17 protein-coding genes are annotated in these 21,030 nt (G+C 39.6%); 12 read left to right on the top strand and 5 right to left on the bottom strand.

The window, feature by feature from the left end:
- Positions 1-173 precede the first annotated feature (173 nt).
- The 6 genes from I6N95_RS10605 to I6N95_RS10630 all read left to right on the top strand — a co-directional run bounded on the left by I6N95_RS10605 (position 174) and on the right by I6N95_RS10630 (position 7,508).
- Complete coding sequence (locus I6N95_RS10605; RefSeq protein ID WP_209527422.1) at positions 174-1,100, top strand: ABC transporter permease; 927 nt, start codon at positions 174-176, stop codon at positions 1,098-1,100.
- Positions 1,101-1,114: 14 nt separating this feature from the next.
- Positions 1,115-2,032 (top strand): carbohydrate ABC transporter permease, encoded by a 918-nt coding sequence (locus I6N95_RS10610; protein WP_209527424.1) that lies wholly within the window; start codon positions 1,115-1,117, stop codon positions 2,030-2,032.
- Between the two features lie 133 nt (positions 2,033-2,165).
- Positions 2,166-3,611: an ABC transporter substrate-binding protein gene (locus I6N95_RS10615; protein WP_347340552.1), complete on the top strand. Its 1,446-nt coding sequence runs from the start codon at positions 2,166-2,168 to the stop codon at positions 3,609-3,611.
- Between the two features lie 111 nt (positions 3,612-3,722).
- Positions 3,723-4,331, top strand: a complete 609-nt coding sequence (locus I6N95_RS10620) for a DUF624 domain-containing protein (RefSeq protein ID WP_209527428.1) — start codon at positions 3,723-3,725, stop codon at positions 4,329-4,331.
- Between the two features lie 27 nt (positions 4,332-4,358).
- Entirely contained in the window at positions 4,359-6,038 is a 1,680-nt protein-coding gene (locus I6N95_RS10625; protein ID WP_209527430.1) for a sensor histidine kinase, read from the top strand.
- A 24-nt stretch (positions 6,039-6,062) separates the two neighbouring features.
- Positions 6,063-7,508 carry a response regulator transcription factor gene (locus tag I6N95_RS10630; protein WP_209527432.1) on the top strand — a complete coding sequence of 482 codons (1,446 nt, stop codon included), beginning with the start codon at positions 6,063-6,065 and terminating at the stop codon, positions 7,506-7,508.
- A 150-nt stretch (positions 7,509-7,658) separates the two neighbouring features.
- Here the strand turns inward: I6N95_RS10630 and I6N95_RS10635 are convergent, their stop codons facing one another.
- A complete protein-coding gene (locus I6N95_RS10635; protein ID WP_209527434.1) occupies positions 7,659-9,044 on the bottom strand; it encodes a sulfatase family protein in 1,386 nt (461 codons plus the stop codon).
- A gap of 228 nt (positions 9,045-9,272) precedes the next feature.
- Here I6N95_RS10635 and I6N95_RS10640 point away from each other — a divergent pair, with 228 nt between their 5' ends.
- The 4 genes from I6N95_RS10640 (at position 9,273) to I6N95_RS10655 (ending at position 14,143) form a co-directional block, all read left to right on the top strand.
- Positions 9,273-10,766, top strand: coding sequence for a sulfatase-like hydrolase/transferase (locus I6N95_RS10640; protein WP_209527436.1), 1,494 nt, complete (start codon positions 9,273-9,275; stop codon positions 10,764-10,766).
- Positions 10,767-10,960: 194 nt separating this feature from the next.
- Positions 10,961-11,605, top strand: coding sequence for an ABC transporter ATP-binding protein (locus tag I6N95_RS10645; RefSeq protein WP_209527439.1), 645 nt, complete (start codon positions 10,961-10,963; stop codon positions 11,603-11,605).
- Entirely contained in the window at positions 11,602-12,360 is a 759-nt protein-coding gene (locus I6N95_RS10650) for an ABC transporter permease (RefSeq protein WP_209527440.1), read from the top strand. Before I6N95_RS10645 ends, I6N95_RS10650 begins: the two co-directional genes overlap by 4 nt.
- Positions 12,361-12,568: 208 nt before the next feature.
- Positions 12,569-14,143, top strand: a complete 1,575-nt coding sequence (locus I6N95_RS10655) for a peptide chain release factor 3 (RefSeq protein ID WP_209527442.1) — start codon at positions 12,569-12,571, stop codon at positions 14,141-14,143.
- A gap of 232 nt (positions 14,144-14,375) precedes the next feature.
- Here the strand turns inward: I6N95_RS10655 and I6N95_RS10660 are convergent, their stop codons facing one another.
- Positions 14,376-14,540: a hypothetical protein gene (locus tag I6N95_RS10660; protein WP_209527443.1), complete on the bottom strand. Its 165-nt coding sequence runs from the start codon at positions 14,538-14,540 to the stop codon at positions 14,376-14,378.
- A gap of 852 nt (positions 14,541-15,392) precedes the next feature.
- Between I6N95_RS10660 and I6N95_RS10665 the strand changes: the two genes are divergently transcribed.
- Both I6N95_RS10665 and I6N95_RS10670 read left to right on the top strand, forming a co-directional pair.
- Positions 15,393-15,980 carry a TetR/AcrR family transcriptional regulator C-terminal domain-containing protein gene (locus I6N95_RS10665; protein WP_209527445.1) on the top strand — a complete coding sequence of 196 codons (588 nt, stop codon included), beginning with the start codon at positions 15,393-15,395 and terminating at the stop codon, positions 15,978-15,980.
- Between the two features lie 135 nt (positions 15,981-16,115).
- The gene (locus I6N95_RS10670) at positions 16,116-17,819 is read left to right on the top strand and encodes an oleate hydratase (RefSeq protein ID WP_209527447.1); all 1,704 of its coding nucleotides are present in this window, start codon (positions 16,116-16,118) and stop codon (positions 17,817-17,819) included.
- 40 nt (positions 17,820-17,859) lie between these two features.
- On the opposite strand, the gene I6N95_RS10675 is transcribed toward I6N95_RS10670, so the two are convergent.
- The 3 genes from I6N95_RS10675 to I6N95_RS10685 form a co-directional block, all read right to left on the bottom strand.
- Positions 17,860-18,873 carry a hypothetical protein gene (locus tag I6N95_RS10675; RefSeq protein ID WP_209527449.1) on the bottom strand — a complete coding sequence of 338 codons (1,014 nt, stop codon included), beginning with the start codon at positions 18,871-18,873 and terminating at the stop codon, positions 17,860-17,862.
- Positions 18,874-19,098: 225 nt separating this feature from the next.
- Positions 19,099-19,461 (bottom strand): hypothetical protein, encoded by a 363-nt coding sequence (locus I6N95_RS10680; protein WP_209527451.1) that lies wholly within the window; start codon positions 19,459-19,461, stop codon positions 19,099-19,101.
- The gene (locus I6N95_RS10685) at positions 19,458-20,759 is read right to left on the bottom strand and encodes a Y-family DNA polymerase (protein ID WP_209527453.1); all 1,302 of its coding nucleotides are present in this window, start codon (positions 20,757-20,759) and stop codon (positions 19,458-19,460) included. The genes I6N95_RS10680 and I6N95_RS10685 overlap by 4 nt, the downstream gene beginning before the upstream one ends.
- Between the last annotated feature and the right edge of the window lie 271 nt (positions 20,760-21,030).

Here is a 21,030-nt window from a genome sequence, read left to right on the forward strand (position 1 = left end):
TTGAGTTTGGTTTAGGAGTAAACGTTTAGCGAGTTTGGTCGAAAGAAGGGCTCCTATCGCAGTCCTTTAGCTTTTTAATCTTCACTGGGTTTAATGTTAAGTTTAGACAGTGACGTTTTAGAACTAAAGGTGAACAAGTGAAGGTTGAACCAATAGGTAAGAGGAGGAATTATATGAAGAAGTTAAAGAAAGCGATGAAGCATAAAGCCCTGTTATTAATGGCTTTGCCAGGGACAATCTGGTTGATTGTTTTTTTCTACATTCCAGTCCTAGGAAATGTAGTGGCTTTCAAAAATTTTAAAATTTCTGAAGGAGGCTTTATTAAAAGTTTAATCGACAGTCCTTGGGTTGGGTTTAAGAACTTTGAGTTCTTATTTAAATCTTCTAATGCTTATATTATCACGCGTAACACCGTGCTTTATAATGTGACATTTATCGTCTTAAATCTGATTGTGGCAGTGATATTTGCGGTTATTTTAAGTCAGCTGCGCTCGAAAAGGTCGATTAAAGTGATTCAAACATCGATGTTGTTACCCTATTTCTTGTCGTGGGTTATCATCAATTTCTTTGTTAATTCATTTTTGAATCCGGAAAAAGGCTTGTTTAATGCCATAATTACGGGAAATGGTGGCGAAGCGATTAGTTGGTATAATGAACCGAAATATTGGCCTTTCATCATCATCTTTATGGGTGTTTGGAAGGGGATTGGCTATAACAGTATCATTTACTTTGCTTCCATTATGGGAATTGACCCAACTTATTATGAGGCGGCAGAAGTTGATGGTGCTAGCAAGTGGCAACAAATTATTCATGTGACAATTCCTCAATTGATTCCCTTGATGACTGTGCTAACAATCTTAGCTGTCGGCAATATTTTTAGAGCAGATTTTGGTCTCTTTTATCAATTGCCTCGTGAATCAGGTGCCTTGTTCGATGTAACCAATGTTTTGGATACTTATATTTTTAGGGGCTTGATGAAGAGTGGGGATATTGGCATGGCTTCAGCGGCCGGCCTATATCAATCGGTAGTCGGGTGTATTTTAGTCGTTGTGACGAATCTAATTGCTAGAAAATACGATGAAAACTCAGCGTTATTCTAAGAGGGGAGACGAACATGAAAAAGAAAAAACAAATTGACTCTGTTAACATCAAAGGGTTTAGTAAGCCAGTGAACATCTTGTTTACGGCGTTAATGGCAATTGTGGCAATTGGATGTGTCTTTCCTTTTCTCTTTGTTATTATCATCTCTTTTACGAGTGAGCAGTCGATTGTCCAAAATGGCTATCAGCTAATACCTTCTGGTTGGAGCTTAGATGGCTATCGCTACTTGTTTGAAATGAAGGAGCAGATTTTACAAGCGCTATTTATCACGGTCTTTGTCACGGTGTTTGGTACCATTGTGAATGTCATCTTTACGTCAACTTATGCGTATGCAATCTCCAGACAGAATTTTCCCTACCGCCGCTTTTTCACCATGTTGGCCTTAGCGTCCATGTTGTTTAGCGCTGGGATGGTTCCAAACTATATTGTGATGACGAATTTGCTGGGATTAAAGGACACGATTTGGGCGTTGATTTTGCCAATGGCCTTGTCGCCTTTTAATATCATTGTCATGCGAACCTTTTATCGACGTTCTGTTCCAGATGCGATTATCGAGGCTGCTCGAATCGATGGGGCAGGTGAGTTAAGAACTTTCTTGCAAATCGTATTACCACTCTCTGTTCCAGGGATTGCTACAATTAGTTTATTTGCAGCCTTGGCTTATTGGAATGATTGGTTTAACGCCTTACTTTATATTCAAAGTGATAATTTAGTTCCCTTGCAATACTTGTTAATGAAGATCCAAGCTAATATTGATTTTATGATGCAAAATACGGCATTAGGTGCTCAAGTAACAGGTGGTATTGGGATTCCGAAAGAAGCGACACGGATGGCCATGGTAGTTATTTCCACATTACCAATTGCGGCTACTTATCCATTTTTCCAAAAGTACTTTGTTGGTGGCTTAACGATCGGCGGAGTCAAAGAATAGGTTATCTGACGACCAGTGTGATAGGAGCGTTTAGCTTCCTATCATGCTCTAGTCTGGTATAATAAAAATCTGAATTAGAAAATCGGAGGGAATGAACGTGAAAAAAACGTTTAAAAAGTTGGTGTTAGCGAGCATGAGTTTGGCTTTAGTTGGTACTTTAGCGGCTTGTGGCGGACTGACCGGGGATAAGCAAAAATCAAAAAAAAGCGACAAAGCGAGTGGTGACACGACGACGTTAACGATGTACCGTGTCGGAGAAAAACCTAAGAATTATGATGAATTGATGGAAGTTGTTAATAAACGCATGAAGGATGAAATTGGTGCTGAGTTAAACATTCAATATATTGGCTGGGGTGATTACCAAAACAAAATGTCGGTGATTACGTCTTCTGGTGAAGATTATGACATCGCTTTCGCTGATAGTTACGTCAGTACGGCGCAAAAGGGTGCTTATAAAGATTTAACGGAACTTGCACCTAAATATGCGAAAGAAACCTATGATAATTTGAACCCAACCTACATTGAAGGGAATAAAGTTGACGGTAAATTATACGCAATTCCGGTTAATGCTAATGTGTTTGCCCAACGAGTGATGACCTTTGATAAAGAATTAGTTGATAAATATGACTTGGATATTTCCAAAGTTAAAACGATTGCTGATTTAGAACCATTATTAAAAGTAATCAAGGAAAATGAGCCGAATGTTTCACCTTTCCCAGCTGGTAAAGATATTCGCATGGGAAATTTTGATTATGTCTACGATGTCAATGTGCCGTTAGGCATTGATCTGGAAGGGGATAAGACTAAAATCATTAACCCTTATGCAGATTCGCCGAGGATGAAACGTGATTTGGCAGATATGCATACATTGTTTGCTAAAAAGTATATCCCACAAGATGCTGCAACCAGTGACGAACTTTATCGTTTAGATGACAAAACATGGTTTGTCCGCGTTGAAACACAAGGACCTTACGATTATGGCGATACGATCTTAACACGAGCCGCTGGTCGCGAATTGGTTTCAGTGCCATTGACAACGCCATTGAAGGACAATGGTCAAATGTTTGTTGCTAACTGGGTGATTTCTAATACTTCTAAAAATGCTGAAAAAGCGTTAGAAGCGATTAATTTGATTAATACGGATCAGGATCTATTGGCTACAATGGTCTTTGGTAAAGAAGGCGAAGGCTGGGAAAAAGTAGGCGATGACCACATGAAGACCTTGCCTGGCTATGATGCAAGTAATAAAGTTATCGGTGGTGCTTGGATGACAGGCGATAACAACAAGATTTTCCTTGATGAAAAGATTACTGATGAGATGGTAGCCGAGCGTGATGAAAAAATTGAAGCGGCTGAACAGTCACCATTACTTGGTTTTAATTTTAACGCAGAAAATGTTAAAACGGAAATCACTAACTTGTCAAACGTAACGGGTCAATACAAAGCTGGCCTAAGTACTGGTACCCTCGATCCAGATAAAGCAATTCCAGAATTTAATGCAAAACTTGAAGAAGCAGGTTTGAAAAAAGTTCAAGAAGAAATGCAAAAACAATTCGATGAGTTTATGAAAGATAAATAATTAGGTCGAATGTGGGCAGAGGCGAATTTCTTTATGAGATTTGCCTTTGTTCTATTCATATTTTTCTGAAATTAATCATGAAAAATGTTATCATACTAAGGGAAAGCAGAGGTGAAATCCTTGATAGAAAGCGGGATTACAGAAGGGATAAACAAATTCTTTTTTATCTTAAAATTAAGTGTTTATTTTTGGGGGATGAGTTTAGTTGGTGTCGTATTTTTAGGTGTTGGCCCAGCTTTTTTAGCGATTATGTCCATCTATCAAGAATTTGGTTGGGACTATAAAGAGATTACTTGGCAAAGGTTATGGCGCCGTTTTAAGGATAATTTTGTATTGGGTAATAAACTGCTGTACACCTATGGAGGGGTTAGCTTATTTCTTTTCTTAAGTCTCTATACGTCAAGCCAATTGACTGGGATGATTTTTTTGATGATTGATTTTATGTTAGTCGCATTACTACTGATGGTACTAGTAGGGGCATTTTTTGCCTTTGCGCTGGTGTCCGTTTACGATATTTCGTTTCAAAATCTGTTGAAGCTATCGTTTATTTTGGTTTTTAAAGAGCTAAAGGCCACATTTTCAATTATTGTGTTTATGGTGTTGCTTATCGTGGTTGGTTATAAAGCGCCTGCCTTACTTTTTTTCGCAGGAATAGGAATAGTGGCTTTCTTTTTAAGTCGTTTAGGGAAAAAATTGGATGAAGGCTTAGTATTTGAGTAGTCTGTAAGCTTTACTGGGGAGTTAGTTATGAAAATAAAAGGAAATTTGATGTACCGTTTACTAAAAATATACTCGATGACCTTGTTGATTATCATCACTATTTTTGCTGTTGGCGTAAGTTGGATTAATAATCGAGAAAGTTCTAAACGGGCGGAACGTTTGGCTCAGAACTCTTTGCTCAGAGTATCAACTTTTGTGGAAGAAAATCAGCAAAAGGCCGTTGAATTGGCGGGAAATATTAGCAACAGTGAGATAGAGTACCAAGGGTTAACGCGTTACTTTGCCATGACAGATGCGGAGTATTTGGACTATACCTTGAACCATAACTATGCTAAAAGCAATTTTACCCATGTTATTCAACAGTTATACCCGACAAATGATGAGATTATTTCTGTTTCTGTGGATTTACTTAGTAATAAAGAACGTTATTTGTCAGATGTTGACAGTCGATATGGGCGTAAAGTAGAACAGTTACCACCAAACGAAGAGATCATGTTTAATGCGCCTTTAAAAGATGTTTGGGCTAAACTAATTGGCAACGTCTATATGACGGTCAATAAGGAACCTTTGACGGAGATGTTAAAGCAGTTGTCAGCGGAATATACCGCCGATGTTTTTTTGATATCGGAACGAAATCAGTTGGTTTACACGAATTCAAAAAATAAAACACTAGTCAGTGAGTTGGAAGAGAAACTTGAAAAAGGCTCAGAGATTGATACCAGCCAATATGAAGGGGAGAACATTGTAGCAGAAACCCAAGTCACTGTCCAAAAATATCACATATTGTCCTTGGTTAATAAAGAACAAGTCAACCAAAGCTCGCGCTTATTTATGTTTTGGATGCTCTTTTTTAGTCTGATGATTGATGGGGTTTTGTTGCTGTTGCTTTATCGGTTATTTAATGGCTACGTCTTTCAGATTGGTGATATATTGGTGACGATCAAACAAGTCTCATCTGGCAATCGTGCCACGAGAATTCCGATTGAGAACAAAAAGGCCGAATTAAAAGATATTTCCCTTGGCATCAATGAAATGTTAGAGAGTCTGGATAATTTTATCAGGGAAAATTATGAGTTAGAGCTACGTCAAAAAGATGCTGATTTCCGAGCACTACAAGCTCAGATCAATCCTCATTTTATGTACAACACTTTAGAATATATTCGGATGTATGCCTTAAGTGAAGGGATGGAGGAGTTATCAGAAGTGGTCTTTTCTTTCGCGTCTATTTTAAGGAATAATATTTCGCAGAAAAAGATGATCACACTTGAAAATGAACTTAAATTTGTCGAGCAGTATGTTTATCTGTATCAGATGCGTTACCCAAAAAGTATTGCGTATTCCTTTAAAATCGATCAGAGCTTAACGGGCTTTGAAATTCCCAAATTTTGTTTACAGCCTCTTGTGGAAAATTATTTTGCCCACGGCATCGATTACACACGATTGGATAATGTCATCAGCGTATATGCCCGTGAAATTGAGACGGGGATTGAAATTGAAATTCGTGATAATGGTCGGGGGATGGATTCGCAGACCTTACAAAAAATTAATGATTATTTGGTTGACCACCAACCTTATGAAAGTCAGTCGATTGGGATTCAAAATGTCAACGAACGCTTAAAAATTATTTTTGGTGAGGACTACTCGATGGTTTATGAAGAGACACCTGGTGGTGGGACGACTGTTCGCATCAGAATTCGACGAAGTTAAGGAAGATCAGGAGGAGGAGACAAGATGTGCAAAGTTTTATTAGTCGATGATGAATACATGATTTTAGCAGGACTAAAGCATTTGATCCCTTGGGAGGAATTGGGAATCGAATTAGTCGGGACCGCGACTAATGGTAAAGAAGCGCTGGATTTTGTCTTGCAAGAACAGGTTGACATTGTCTTGTCTGATATTACGATGCCGCTATTATCAGGCATAGATTTTTTAAGAGAAGCGAAGAAACAGCAGGTAAATATCAAGACGATTTTTTTGTCAGGCTATCAGGAGTTTGAGTTTGTTAAAGAAGGGATGTCTTTGGGTGCGGTCGATTATTTGGTTAAACCTGTGGACCGAAATGAATTGATAGTGGCGCTGAAGAAGGCGATTGCGTTCGTGCAAGAAGAGTCAAATAAACATGATTTTGAGCGCTTGAAATTCGAACAGCGTTTAAAAGATTGGGTTTTTGGCGAAGCGGAGCCGGAGTTGGTAGCGGAATTGGCTCTAAATAAGCGCCAGACTGTCAATGTGTTTGTGGGCCAGTACGAGGAAGGGGAGTTTGAAGCTTATTTGGACAAGCTTGAAAACTGTTATTATTTTTCAGAAGGAGACAAGCAAATTGTCGGTATTTTGCTGGATTATAACAAACAGGAGTTAGAGCAGTTATACCGTCAAATGGCAGAAATATTTCCCAAAGATGTGTTTGTGTTTGCTGGAACATTAAAAGAAACGTACGTGGAAATTAAGAAAAGTTACAATGTGGCAATCTCCTTAAAAGACAGTTACTATTTTTATAATTTGGTACAGGATGGTTGTATTTGGCTGGAATTAACCAATCAATTGGAAGAAATATACTACAATAGTACCGATGATTTGCCTTTTATTTCTAAGAGTGCCCCAGAGTTTAGTTTGCATGAAAAAATCTTGCAGATTATCCATTATTTTCAACGAACGCCAATACCGCCCAATCATGCTAGATACTTTATGTTATTAATTCTATCAGATGCAAGAGCCCATTATGACTTGGAGTTAAAGGGAAGTTATCAGGAAGAAATTGATCAAATTCGTAATATTAATAATATTGATGAAATTACCGCCACCTTTCTTCAGCTTGAAGAAGAAATCAAACATTTACTTTCCCAGCGATCTTACAGTGAGCTAACTCAAAAAGCCATTAATTTGGTTCATCGGGACTATCAACATGATCTGATGCTAAAAGAAATTGCAGAAGCGTTGTATGTTAACCCGATGTATTTGGGACAATTAATTCGCAAAGAGACAGGCCAAACATTTGCTCAATATTTGAATAGTTATCGTATTAAAAAAGCGGAAGAAATGCTGATTAAGTCAGCCAAAACGGTCAATGAAATTGCTTATGCGGTTGGGTATTCGAGCACTGGTTATTTTCATAAAAATTTTAAAGAAGTTTATGGCATTACGCCAAAAGATTTTCGGGAGAAAAACTTATCAATCTAAAAAGAGGACTAGCACGAGCTGGTCCTCTTTTTCTTGAGGAGGAAAGCCGCTAACTTGCTCGCGACTTTAATAGGTATCAAGCTGAGCTGAGTGCTACTATTTTTGGTCGTAGGCAATCTTATGAATGATCGGATACAAAGGAAAGTGCTGCTACCTTGACCAGTATGTTTTGCCTTGTGGAAAGTCAAGGTCTCCCCAAGCGATAGCCGTGCTTTTTAAAGCGGCTTGAAGGTCGGTTAAAATAGCATCGTAGGCGGGTTGTTGTGAAAGGTCAGTCATTTCAAATGGGTCAGTTTGAAGATCGAATAGCTGAGTGTGATTTCCCGATTGTGTGCGATAGTCGATCAATTTATAGCGATCGTTTTTGTAACTACGAATCTTGTCTGTGAAGGCACTGAAAAGGCCATCTCTTACAGGGAGTTGTTTTTGGATGACTGGCATCAGGGATTGCCCCTCAAGGGAGTCAGGGACAGGGAGGCCTACTAGTTCGCAGATTGTAGGGAAAATATCCATCAAATAGACATATTGTTGCCGCTTTTCGCCTTTCGGAAGCCCTGGTCCAGCCATGATTAAAGGAACTCGAATGCTGTGGTCATATAGATTTTGTTTGCCCATTAGCCCGTGTTGTCCGATCGCGATGCCGTTATCACCACAAAAGATAATGATGGTTTCTTCATAAAGCTTTTCGGCTTTTAAGGTCGCGATAATCTTGCCAATGGCATCATCTAAATGACTTATCATGGCGTAATAGTCAGCAAGATGCTGCTGAATCGCTTGTTTCTGTCGCGGATATTTTTCCAGTGATTCATCTCGTTGTTCCCGAACATCAAACTCGAAGGGGTGCTCAGGTAAAAAATTATCGGGCAGAGAGAGGGTTTCGCGTTGATACATCTGTTGATACTTTTCTGGCATTGTTCGTGGATCATGAGGTGCCAGAAAAGAAGTGTACATAAAAAAAGGTTGCTTCTTATTAAGGGAGTGCTTTAAAAAATGAATGGTTTCATCTGCAAATAAATCTGTAGAGTGCTTGCCCAGCTCAATTTGTTCAGCGGGAATCTCGATCACTGTATTGGTGGAGAAAGGATCTTGAGTAAATTTATGCGTGTCGCGATACGCACCTGTTTTGTCGTAACGGTAAGTCGGCACATTCCAGTGATCCCACATGCCACCAAAAAAAATCTGATTGCCATTGGAAAAGCTACGGGCGTATGAGTCTGTTCCATTGTGCCACTTGCCGATGCCACAGGTTTGATACCCTGCATTTTTTAGGGTTTCTCCAAGTAAGGGATGGTTATCTGGGATCGTTTCACCACAATTTTTGAGCTTAAAAAGACTTTGAGAACTGTGAATCATGGCTCTAGAAGGCATACAAACTGCCCCGCTGGTCCCCCCAGGAATATGGGCTTGCTCAAAACTGATGCCTGAAGCGACTAATTCGTCTAAATGAGGGGTTTGAATCTCTTGATTTCCTAAGGCGTGGATGGTGTCAAATCGTTGATCGTCTGTAAGAATAAATAACACATTTTTATTCGTCATATTAGATCTCCTTTAATCGTGATAGGGTAAGCTGATAGGTTTATTTTAGGCCTTAATGGCTTGTTGGGAAAGGTTAAAACTATAGTAGAAATAGCACGAACTATAGATAGAGTTGTATTTTTCTATAAAAGGTAGGAAAAGACCTATAGTTTATTGAATAAAAGTGATAGCGTTTGCTAGTATAATGGTAGTGTGAAGGAGACAATTAAGGGAAAGGAAAGGGACTTGATGACAAAACAACCTAATATTTTATTTATTTTAACGGATCAACAACGGAAAGATACTTTGACTGCTTACGGCGATTTGATCTGCGAAACTCCTGTCTTAGATCAACTGGGAGAGGAGAGTGTGGTATTTGATAATGCTTATGCTAGTTGCCCGATTTGTGCGCCAGCTCGTGCCACGATACAAACAGGGCTATATCCCATGCATCATGGCATGTTAACCAACTCTTATAATTATGGCAACATGATTCAAGAACTACCTAATTCAAGTGAGTTGTTGAGCCACCGGTTAAAGGCCTCGGGGTATCAATTGGGGTATACTGGAAAATGGCATCTTGGGTCAGGAGTGGCTAACTTTAAGGCAGACAGTTATCTTCAGAAGTATCTGGGAGAGATGAATTTTCCTGAAATTACCTTTGATTATTCTGCTACACCTGAAGAAATTGGTTACCAGGGCGATTATTTTCCTGGCCATGGCTTTGGTGGGCATCACTATCCAGAATTTAAGGACTATCTGAAGGAGCGAGGACTGACTCATCAAATTGAGGGGATAATCACAGGGAATTATGGCGGACATCAAGCAGGTGAAGTGACTTCAGGTATTGAATCCACCATTGAGCATTTTTTAGTCGAACGGACAAAAGAGTTACTCTCAGGATTTTCTGAGAAGGAGCCCTGGTATTTTCAATTGAATTTCTGGGGTCCCCATGAGCCTTATTTTGCTCCTACTGAGTTTCTGGATCGATACCGGCAGCGCGACATTCCTCAATGGCAAAACTATCAGGGGGACAGCGATAATAAACCGCGTATTCATGACTTAAAAAGAGCGAATGATCCGACGTGGTCAGTGATGGAACCTTATATTCAACATTATTTTGCAAATACCAGTCACATTGATTATCAGATCGGTCGTTTGCTGACCTATCTTAAAGAGCAAGGGATTTATGACAACACGATTATTATTTTTAGTAGTGACCATGGCGAATCTTTGGGAATTCATAATGGCTTGTGTGATAAGGCAATTTTTATGTATGAAGAAACCTGTAGCATTCCATTGTTGATTAAAGGTGTGGACCAGCACCAGAGTCATCATGTGAAAGAACTGGTCAGCAGTTGTGATTTGTACGCCACGATATTGGAATACAGTGGCTGGGATAGAGGGACGGTTCAGCGAGATGGGTTGTCTCTAGTGCCATTAGTAGCCAATGAACCATGTTTTTGGCGCGAAACAGTTGTGACTGAATGCTCAGGCATTGGGAGTGTCATGTTTTCCCAACGAATGATCCGCAAAGGTGACATTAAATATGTGTTTAATTGTGGCGATATTGATGAGTTATATGATTTGGCCCAAGATCCCTATGAGAAAATTAACCTAATTGATCATGATGAGTTTCAAGGACTATTGACTGAGATGAAGGAGGCTTTAGAAAGCTGGATGTTAGCTCATGATGATAATTTAATTTTTGATTTCCGTTATTTACGGATGAGAGAGTCTTGAAAATAGTAGGAAAAGGCTGGAAATTTTTCCAGCCTTTTTAGCTGTCTGCTCTCAGATCTCATGGGGATAGGCAGAAGAGGGGCAGCCAGTGAACTAACTCCGTCTTAGTCTAATTTATTACTTATTGCTGAATCAGTCATTTAAACTAATGAAAAGACCTGTTATACTGGAAATATCGTGAAAGGAGCATCTTTGTGCCGCATTTATTTCAAGTTAAAGATCTTGCTTATGAAGTAGCAGATAAGGAGATTCTAAAAGATATTCAGTTAATCGTTAATCAGGGGGAGGACGTTGTTATTTCTGGCCCTTCAGGAAGCGGAAAAAGTACGTTGTTAAAACTGCTAGGTTCTTTATTAACACCAACCGCAGGTCAGTTGACTTTCGAGGGGCGGCCTATCAAGGACATCGAACCGACGGAATATCGGAAAGCTGTTTCTTATTGCTTTCAAAATCCTCAACTGTTTGGCGAAACGGTGAAGGACAATTTGGTGTTTCCTTATGAGATTCGTCAACAAACATTCGATGAAGAACGTAGCCTGCTACTATTGGAACAAATTGGACTGTCAGCTGATTTTTTGACTCAACCAATTAATGGTCTTTCAGGTGGTGAAAAGCAACGGGTCGGCTTGATTCGACATCTGCAAATAATGCCTAAAGTCTTATTGTTAGACGAGGTGACCAGCGCTCTGGATCGCCAAAGCAGTCTTGTGGTTAGAGCATTTTTAAAAAAGATTCAAAAGGACCATCAATTAACCTTAATTCGAGTAACCCATGTTCAGGAAGAGATTGAGCAGGCGACTCGTTTGGTGAAGGTTGTCTCTGGGAGGATTGTTGAATGAACACATTGGCGATAAATAATATGACATTAGTTTTGGCGGCTTCTCTGGTGGTCATCTCGTTATTTTTGTCTTATAAGGAGCAGCTAAAATTAGAAAAATCGATTATTGTCAGCGTTGTTCGTGCGGTAGTTCAGTTGACTGTCATAGGCTATGTTTTAAAATATGTGTTTCAAAGTAGTCAATTAGTGCTTGTAATTGCCATGTTTTTGGTGATTTGCTTTAATGCGTCATACAATGCGGCTAAAAAGAATCCCGGGATTCCTAATATATTTCGGACCTCACTGATCGCTATTACCAGTGGCACCTTGGTTACTTTGGCTATTTTGGTTGCCAGTGGCTCCATTCAATTAGTTGCGTCCCAAGTGGTACCAATTACTGGGATGATTGCCAGTAATTCAATGGTAGCCATTGGTTTGTGTTATCGTCATATGACCACCGCTTTTAAAGATCGGCGTCAGCAAGTTCAAGAGCGTTTGGCTTTAGGCGCAAATTTGAAGCAGGCTTCCCGAATTATTGTGCGAGAGAGCATTCGAACAGGAATTACACCTACCTTAGATTCAACTAAAACCATGGGCATTGTCAGTTTGCCGGGGATGATGAGCGGATTGATCTTTGCTGGTGTTGACCCGGTACATGCGATAAAGTACCAGATAATGGTGGTCTTTATGTTGATGTCTACCACTGCGATTGCCTCTGTGATCGCTTGCTACGGTAGTTATCGCGGTTATTTTAATGAGTATGATCAGTTAGTTTAAGAATTGTCGGAGAGATTCAGCTGTCAATGCTTTCTTCTCGCTGTTCTTCATGATATACTAACAAATGGTTAAAATTTTTCTACTATGGTAATAACATAGGGAGAAATCATAAGGAGTCGTCCAATGTAAATATACACATCTTATAAAATAATCCGAATAGCTAGTTAAACCAAAAGATAAATTGATGAAGAGAAGAAGGAGATTAGTGATGAGTCAAACACAACGTGAAGCCGTTGATAGTCGGCGAACATTTGCCATTATATCCCATCCAGATGCGGGGAAAACCACCATTACAGAGCAATTATTGCTTTTTGGAGGGGCCATTCGCCAAGCTGGGACGGTAAAAGGAAAAAAAACAGGTAACTTTGCAAAATCCGATTGGATGGAAATAGAGAAACAAAGAGGCATTTCTGTAACCAGTTCAGTCATGCAATTTGATTACGATAACAAGCGAGTGAATATTTTAGATACGCCGGGTCATGAGGATTTCTCAGAAGATACCTATCGTACCTTAATGGCAGTTGATGCAGCTGTCATGGTAGTAGATAGTGGTAAAGGGATTGAAGCCCAGACCAAGAAATTATTTCAAGTCTGTCGCATGCGCGGCATTCCAATTTTTACGTTTATGAATAAATTAGACCGAGATGGCCGCGAGCCTTTGGATTTGCTAGCGGAATTGGAAGAAGTTTTGGAGATTGAGTCTTATCCAATGAACTGGCCAATTGGCATGGGGAAAGGTCTTGAAGGTCTTTATGATGTTTATCATCAACGGGTGGAGCTTCATCGCCCAGAAAACTACGATGGCGAACGCTTTATTCCTTTAGTCGAGGGGGATATTCCGGCAGATCATCGCTTGCATCAGGACGCTGTTTACAATCAGGCATTGGAAGATGTGGAGTTGTTAGTAGAAGCAGGTAATGAGTTTTCAGAAGAAAAAATCGCTGCCGGTAAATTGACACCTGTCTTTTTTGGTTCAGCTTTGACGAACTTTGGGGTTCAAACGTTTCTGGAGACGTTTTTGCAATTCGCTCCTAAACCCTCGTCTCATGTGACGAAAGATGAGCAGGAAGTTAGTCCTTATGAAGAAGATTTTTCTGGCTTTGTCTTTAAAATTCAAGCGAATATGAATCCAGCTCATCGTGATCGGATCGCCTTTATTCGCATTTGTTCTGGCACCTTTGAGCGTGGCATGGATGTTTTCTTAGAACGAACTGGCAAGAAATTTAAACTAAGTAATTCAACCCAGTTTATGGCAGATACTCGTGAAACAGTAGAAGAAGCGGTGGCTGGTGATATTATTGGGTTATATGATACGGGGAATTATCAAATTGGTGACACGATTTACTCTGGCAAATTGAAGGTTGCTTATGAGGAATTGCCACAGTTCACGCCTGAATTATTTATGAAAGTAACGGCTAAAAATGTTATGAAACAAAAATCATTCCACAAAGGAATGGCTCAGTTAGTTCAAGAGGGGGCAATTCAGCTGTATAAGACAATTGTGACCGAGGATTATATCATTGGTGCAGTTGGACAGTTACAATTTGAAGTGTTCCAACATCGAATGTTAAATGAATACAACACAGAAGTGATTATGACGCCAATGGGAACTAAAACCGCTCGCTGGATTGATCCGAAAGATTTAGATGAGAGCATGAGTTCAAGTCGAAATATTTTAGTGAAAGATCGTTTTGACAATCCTTTATTCTTATTTGAAAATCAGTTTGCCATGCGTTGGTTCTCAGATAAGTATCCCGATGTGGAGTTAAAGGCCTTGCTGTAGGTCGACTAACCGAAGGACCTGATCTTAGTCGTACACCCACCTCAGCTTTTAGAGAGAAAGATGAGTGTGTCTATAGATATGATGTGAAACATGCTTATCAAATGAGCATGTTTCTTTTAATTTTATGTCAAATGTAGATTCAGATAGACCGATTACCAATTTTGACTAAAACCTAGGCAAAATGCATCTGGTTAAAGAGTAATAAGTTGTTTTGTGATTTAGACAATGAGGATTATTTCTTTTTATAGGCTAAAGCAAAGAGCAGGAATACGAGGGAGACAAAATAGTCTGAGAGACCTGTAAAAAAATCTTTATAGAAAGTATCTATTGTTGCGGAGGCAAAGAAACTAATGCTTGCTAAATAGAGGAATAGTCTAGGGAAAGTTGTTTTTTTCATGAGATTCTCCTTTTTCTTTCATTGATACAGATAGATTGCGTCTTAACTTAAACAAGGAGTTATGTTAATCGTTAGGTAAAAAGTAAATACCCCTGCACAACGAATGTAGGGGTAAGATAAAAAATATTGAATAGGAACCTTTAGTTTAACATAGGGAAGAAAAGAGATGATGAAATTATCGTATATGAATAATACCCGTTTTTCGTACGACCGATAATACTATAATCATGGATTAATTGATTAAAACCACATGTATACAGATAGAAAGCAAGGCTCCAATGTATTTTTTTTTTTAGAGTTCACGTTAAGGACAGAACTTAGAATGTGAGTTTGAAACATTCTTTGGAGAATGAGCATCTCGCAATTGGTAGTAGATTTAGTGAGAATAAAGGATTAGTAAACGATAAACAAAATGGCAAGGAATGTTTTTTCTCGCTGGGAGTAAAATAATACCACTAGGTATAGGGGCCTAGTGGTACGGTTTGTAAGTGACAGCCTAGTGTACAGAAATCTTTAAGGGATAGCGTAGTTCAATCTCTATTTATGACAATTGGAGGATTCACATGAAATAGAGTTGGGGTTATTGAACTACAGGTTTAAGATGGCTGTCATCTACTAACCTTTTACCATTATAACAAAAAGCACCCATTAAGTGAACAAGGAGCGAAAATATCGTCTTACTAGATTCCTAGATAATAAATGCTTATGGCCATTAATTTCATAGTTTTGTTCATTTTGAGAAATAAAATCACCATTTCATGGTAAGCTATCATTAGGAAGCGTTGCTGGACTAATCAGCAAGGAACTTTTGATCGATCCAGGTGAGAGAAACTATGTTAAGGAGTTTTGGATATGTCAGAATCAACTATTACAAAAACGGCTTTGAGCGAGTCAGTGATTGAGCTTTGTCAACACAAGCGTTTTGAGAAAATTAGTATTAGCGACATTACTGAAAAATGTGGCTTAAATCGTCAGACCTTTTATTATCATTTTACTGATAAGTACGACTTATTAGCTTGGATCTATCAAGAACGAACATTTAAAGACTTGCGTGGAGATGTTCGGTTAGATAATTGGGAGGCGCAAGTTTGTTTGATGCTTGACAGCATTCAAACCCATCACAACTTTTATCGAAATACTGTCACTGCAGATCCCAATACTTTTGCCGTTGTATTTGGACGTGTGACGACTGCTTTGTTTTTGGAGTTGTTTGCTCGGTTGGATAAGAATGGCTTAGTAAGCATGGCAGATCGTCGATTTTATGCTAAATTCTTTTCTTATGGTTGTAGTGGCGTCGTGATAGAGTGGATACAAGATGGGGCTAGAGTGAGTGCAGACAGTATTGGCCATCAATTGTTTCGCTTAGCGAAAGACACTGAACGTCTAGCGAATGCACGGTTTGAAGAAGAATTGGCTGAAGGGCTTTTCTCAAGGGAATAGGATTAGGCGGGATTCCCTTTTTAGACAATTAGCCGATTTTGTCGTAAGTTTAGACAGTTAGCACCCCTTGTATAGAGACAGTTCCCCCTTTCCTCAGTATAGTAAGAGTATCAAATCAAGGAAAGAGGTAACCACATGAAACACACTAAATGGAAATACCTTACTTTAGGGGCTGCGTCAGCTGGTGCAGCTGTATATTCTGTCAAAAAGGCCTCAGAAAAACAGGTAATCAAGCGTCAGATAAAGGCTGAAGAAGAAGTTAAGACGCGCTATTATGGTGATCGCCAAGTGTACTTTATCGGGGGTGGGTTAGGGAGTCTCGCCGGAGCGGCTTATTTAATTCGTGATGCAAACTTTGATGGTAAACATATTCATATTCTTGAAGGAATGGATATTTTAGGTGGTAGTAATGATGGGTCTGGTACGATGACAGATGGCTTTTTATGTCGTGGTGGTCGGATGTTAAATGAAGAGACCTATGAAAATTTTTGGGATATTTTTGCTTCAATACCATCACTTGAGTTTCCAAATCAAAGTGTGACGGAAGAAATTTTGAATTTTGATCACTTGCATCCGACTCATGCTCAGGCTCGTTTAGTGGATGCCGATGGAAATATTTTAGCGGCTCATTCGCTGGGATTTGACAACAACGATCGTCTTAAGATGACCAAATTGCTGGCTACACCTGAAGAAAAGTTAGATGGTATGCGAATTAATGACTGGTTTGATGAGCATTTCTTTGAGACTAACTTTTGGTATATGTGGCAGACAACGTTTGCTTTTCAAAAATGGAGTAGTCTGTTTGAACTACGTCGCTACATGAATCGCATGATTTTAGAGTTTAGCCGGATTGATACCCTGGAAGGGGTGACGCGAACCCGTTACAATCAGTATGAAAGTTTGATTTTGCCGATTAAGGCCTTTTTAGAAAAGCATCAAGTAAACTTTGAAACGAATGCAACAGTGGATGATATAGCGTTTAAAGATGGTAAAGGAATTACTGCCACAAAATTATTTTTTAAAGATGGTCGCGAGCTTGAATTAGCAAAGGACGATGTGGTCATGATGACCAACGCCTGTATGACAGATAGTACAACGGAAGGGGACTGGTCAACACCAGCACCAAAACCAGAAGAACGTCCGATTTCTGGCGAGTTGTGGTATAAAATTTCCAAGAAAAAAGATAATCTGGGAAATCCAGAGCCTTTCTTTGGTCATGAAGACGAAACGAATTGGCAGAGTTTTACTGTTACTTGCCGTGGCGACAGACTACTCAAGAAGATCGAAGCGTTCTCTGGCAATATTCCAGGGAGTGGCGCGTTGATGACTTTGCGAGATTCAAATTGGTTGATGAGCACTGTGGTGGCGGCGCAACCCCATTTTAAAACTCAAACATTGGATACGACTATTTTCTGGGGATACGGTTTGTATCCAGATAAAATTGGCGATTATGTTAAAAAGCCAATGAAAGAATGTACAGGTGAGGAGATTCTTTATGAGTGGGTCTGTCAAATGCATTGGCAGGAAGAATGGGATGAGCTTAAGAAGGATATCGTCAATGTGATTCCTTGCTACATGCCTTATATCGATGCCCAATTCCAACCGCGAGCTATGGTAGATCGTCCTCAAGTTGTACCTGAAGGAAGTACTAATTTTGCGATGATTAGTCAATTTGTGGAAATCCCTAAGGACATGGTCTTTACAGAAGAATATTCTGTGAGAGCAGCGCGGATAGCTGTTTATGAATTGTTCAATATCGATAAAGAAATCTGCCCAGTGACACCTTACAATCGAGACCCAAAAGTCTTGGCGAAAGCAGCTGAAACTATGTTTAGATAAGTTAAAAGCCCTTGCGATTTTGGCAAGGGCTTTTTGATGGTCAGAAGCATTTAGAGCAGGGCTCCAGCCCCCTACTTAAGGCTTGTTCCATAGAGGCTTGTGTGTAAGTGCCATTGCCACATTTTCTTGCATGATATTTTGCGCCAGTCGGTGTGACATACACCATTTCCGTGATGCCACTACCTTCTTGAGTGCCACCAGTTTCTGCTAAAGAGCTAATCTGGGCCTCTGCTTGAGCTTGACGTGCGACTTCTTGCTCAGCTGCTAGAATGGTTGCATTGACATTATCTAAACGTGTAGCAAGGTTGCCAGTTTCATCAGGGACAGCAGCAATGGCAAGTTTAGCTGCTTCATAATGATTTTTTGTTGGTTGACTTTCAGCAACAGCCAGAGCAGTTTCGGCTTCTTTGGTTTTTTCCGCTTTTTCTGTCGCCAATTGAATGGTTTGTTTAACTTTTTCCAACCGCTTTTCAAAGTCACTTTTTTCAGATGTGAGAGATTGAACAAGGGTGAAGGCTTTGTCATAATTTTCTTGAACAGGTGTTGTCTCAGCCATTACCACGGCTGTTTCGGCTGCGGCTATTTCTTTGGCTCTTTTTTCTTTTTCAGCCTGTTCTTTTGCTTCGGAGGCTAATCGTTTTTCTTCCTTAGCAAGGTGCTTAACAAAAGCTTGGGACGGTTTAATTGTGACTGTTTTGCTTTGTTTTTCATTTTTATACTGAGTGGTAAGAATGATTTTTTTGGCGATATCTTCAGTCAGTTGCACATCGTAACTAAAGCGGCCCTTATCAGTTGGAATAATCGAGCCATCGATGGTCAGCTCTGCTTGATTGTTAACTTTACCTTCAATCAGAGCTAAACCGGCTTCATTTGTTTCGACTGTGTCATCAGTGATGCTGAGAGTAGCGGTGCCACAGGCAGTTAAGAAAATCACGCTTGCGCCAATCAGCAGAGTGCTAAGAATTTTTTGGGTTTTAGAACGGTTATTGCCAATAGTGTCACCAATTATCCGAATTACCCCTAGAATAAAGTGTATAACAGGAATCTTTTTCATTAAATCTCCTCCAATATGTTAGTTAGTGATACATATTGGTTGATTATATACTTTATTCTTGGTAAAAGGAAGAAATTATACTATAGTTGTGTTTATCATGCTTTTTAACTCGTTAAAAAAACTATAACTAATTTATCTAATAAGGGACGTTCGTTATTTTATTGTTCAAGAAAAGAAGAGATTTTCTGCATGTTTAATAAGCTAGTTTTAAGTTCTGGAAGTCTGTTAAGAGGTGCTCCATTTTTTGTGGCTAGTCAAACAAATATGGCGAATATTTTCGTACTCAATTTTTTCATTGTTGACATAAATCCCCAGAGAGTCATATCCACAAATTTTGCCAGCAATATCTGGCTTGTAGTGGCCTTCTTGGTCGACTTCTTCTTTTTGAATAGAGATAGGCAAGTCTTTGATAATCGCTGTTTCTATTAGTTGACTGATTATCTCTGGCGACTGAGGTTCTTTTTGGGGAATCGTCTGGATTTCCGTTAATTTCAGTTTTTCCATAATGGCGGTGTGTTCTGATAAATAAAAGCCAGCCCACTTTTTCATGCCGCGATCATGATAGTTATCAAAAAAATGCTCGTTCATTGTAGCCCCTCCAATCCGCCGGCATGGCCGCCGACTAAACTGCTGCGGGCGACAGCGGTCCCACCGGGTAATAATGAGTTAGCGTGAAGTAACGCAGTGTAACCGTATCTTTGACGGATAGTGTCGACTAAGGAATCTAATCGCTGATTACCAAGTTGCTCTTCAGGCTCATGAAAAAGGTCCAGCTGAATATCAGTATGATAGACTAATTTTGAATAGGAAAGCCCTAAATGGCGAAGTGTTTGACCACGCCAGTGCTTATGAAATAAAATCAGGCAATAATTTGCCAATTCGAGACTTTGATTTGTCATGGGGATCTTCATTTGTCGTGAAAAATGTCGTTGCCCATCTGGGTCTTCCTGAGCAAAACCAACAAAAAGATGAATGCATTCTGTTTGGCAATGGTGCTTTCTTAAACGAGCTGCGACTTGGTCTGCCATTTCACGAATGACAACTTCAATGTCTTCTCGGTTAGTGTAATCTTCCATTAGCACTTGGGAGTTATTATAAGATTTTTCAATCGGGTTGTATCGCTCTGATAAGCGACTGCGATCGACTCCCCAGGCATGTGCCCATAATTGTTCGCCTAGCATCCCGAGTCGCTCTTTCATTCGGGACTGCTCCGTTTTGGCTAGTTCATAAACTGAGGTAATCCCCATTTTATGTAGAGTTTTAGCTGTCCGCTGTCCGATTCCCCACATATCGGTCATCGGGGAAATTTTCCAAAGGGTTTCCGGCACGTCTTCGTAGCGCCATGTGGCGATAAAGTCTAGATTGTGCTTGGCTTCGATGTCTAAAGCAACTTTAGCCAACAAGGGATTGTCGCCAATACCGATGGTGCAATAAAGTTGTGTTTCTGATAAAATCGTTTCTTTTATTAGCTTTGCGACATCGTACACAGTTTTACCAAAAAGATGGTAACTTTCAGTAATATCAATAAAAAATTCATCAACTGAATAACAATAAAAATCTTCATCGGCAGCAAAGCGGCGAATGATTTCTGCTATTTCCATGTTCTTTTTTATGTAGAGTGCCATCCGTGGTGGGACAATCAGTAAATCAGAGTGATTAGGGACATCAAATTTTCGTGTGACATTGGATATCCCTAAACGTTCCTTGGCAGCTGGAGAGGAGGCTAAAACAAGCCCTCCTGTATTTTCAGCATTACTCATGACGACTAACATGGTGTCAAGTGGTGGTAAGTGACGCTCGACACATTCAATCGAGGCGTAAAAGCTTTTCATGTCAATACATAGGATATCTCGTCGAGGTTCTTTATCGTAGCGTTGATCATTCATTTGTTTACCTCCAATTTATACTCATCTGTCTCTATTATACGAACGTATGTTCCAGAAGTAAAGTGATAATCTCTTTATTTTTTTTGCGAGGAGACTTTAAAATATGGTAAACTCAGTTAAAGAAGCGTGAAAGGGTGACTGTGGTGAGACAAGAACGAAGTAAATTCTCGGAACAGCGATGGTAAATGGGCAAAGCTGACCCGAGTAAGAACATTTTGTCCAGTCGTTGTTCCATTCTATTTTATTGAATAAAATTGAAGGGAATGAAACA

Origin of the sequence: Vagococcus allomyrinae (assembly GCF_017829975.1) — a bacterium.
Taxonomy (GTDB): domain Bacteria; phylum Bacillota; class Bacilli; order Lactobacillales; family Vagococcaceae; genus Vagococcus_D; species Vagococcus_D allomyrinae.

What these genes read in the sequence shown, in the direction of transcription:
- I6N95_RS10605 (WP_209527422.1), top strand. Translation starts at nt 174, where the DNA reads ATGAAGAAGTTAAAGAAAGCGATGAAGCATAAAGCCCTGTTATTAATG.
- I6N95_RS10610 (WP_209527424.1), top strand. Translation starts at nt 1,115, where the DNA reads ATGAAAAAGAAAAAACAAATTGACTCTGTTAACATCAAAGGGTTTAGT.
- I6N95_RS10615 (WP_347340552.1), top strand. Translation starts at nt 2,166, where the DNA reads ATGAGTTTGGCTTTAGTTGGTACTTTAGCGGCTTGTGGCGGACTGACC.
- I6N95_RS10625 (WP_209527430.1), top strand. Translation starts at nt 4,359, where the DNA reads ATGAAAATAAAAGGAAATTTGATGTACCGTTTACTAAAAATATACTCG.
- I6N95_RS10630 (WP_209527432.1), top strand. Translation starts at nt 6,063, where the DNA reads ATGTGCAAAGTTTTATTAGTCGATGATGAATACATGATTTTAGCAGGA.
- I6N95_RS10635 (WP_209527434.1), bottom strand. Translation starts at nt 9,044, where the DNA reads ATGACGAATAAAAATGTGTTATTTATTCTTACAGACGATCAACGATTT.
- I6N95_RS10640 (WP_209527436.1), top strand. Translation starts at nt 9,273, where the DNA reads ATGACAAAACAACCTAATATTTTATTTATTTTAACGGATCAACAACGG.
- I6N95_RS10650 (WP_209527440.1), top strand. Translation starts at nt 11,602, where the DNA reads ATGAACACATTGGCGATAAATAATATGACATTAGTTTTGGCGGCTTCT.
- I6N95_RS10655 (WP_209527442.1), top strand. Translation starts at nt 12,569, where the DNA reads ATGAGTCAAACACAACGTGAAGCCGTTGATAGTCGGCGAACATTTGCC.
- I6N95_RS10660 (WP_209527443.1), bottom strand. Translation starts at nt 14,540, where the DNA reads ATGAAAAAAACAACTTTCCCTAGACTATTCCTCTATTTAGCAAGCATT.
- I6N95_RS10665 (WP_209527445.1), top strand. Translation starts at nt 15,393, where the DNA reads ATGTCAGAATCAACTATTACAAAAACGGCTTTGAGCGAGTCAGTGATT.
- I6N95_RS10670 (WP_209527447.1), top strand. Translation starts at nt 16,116, where the DNA reads ATGAAACACACTAAATGGAAATACCTTACTTTAGGGGCTGCGTCAGCT.
- I6N95_RS10675 (WP_209527449.1), bottom strand. Translation starts at nt 18,873, where the DNA reads ATGAAAAAGATTCCTGTTATACACTTTATTCTAGGGGTAATTCGGATA.
- I6N95_RS10680 (WP_209527451.1), bottom strand. Translation starts at nt 19,461, where the DNA reads ATGAACGAGCATTTTTTTGATAACTATCATGATCGCGGCATGAAAAAG.
- I6N95_RS10685 (WP_209527453.1), bottom strand. Translation starts at nt 20,759, where the DNA reads ATGAATGATCAACGCTACGATAAAGAACCTCGACGAGATATCCTATGT.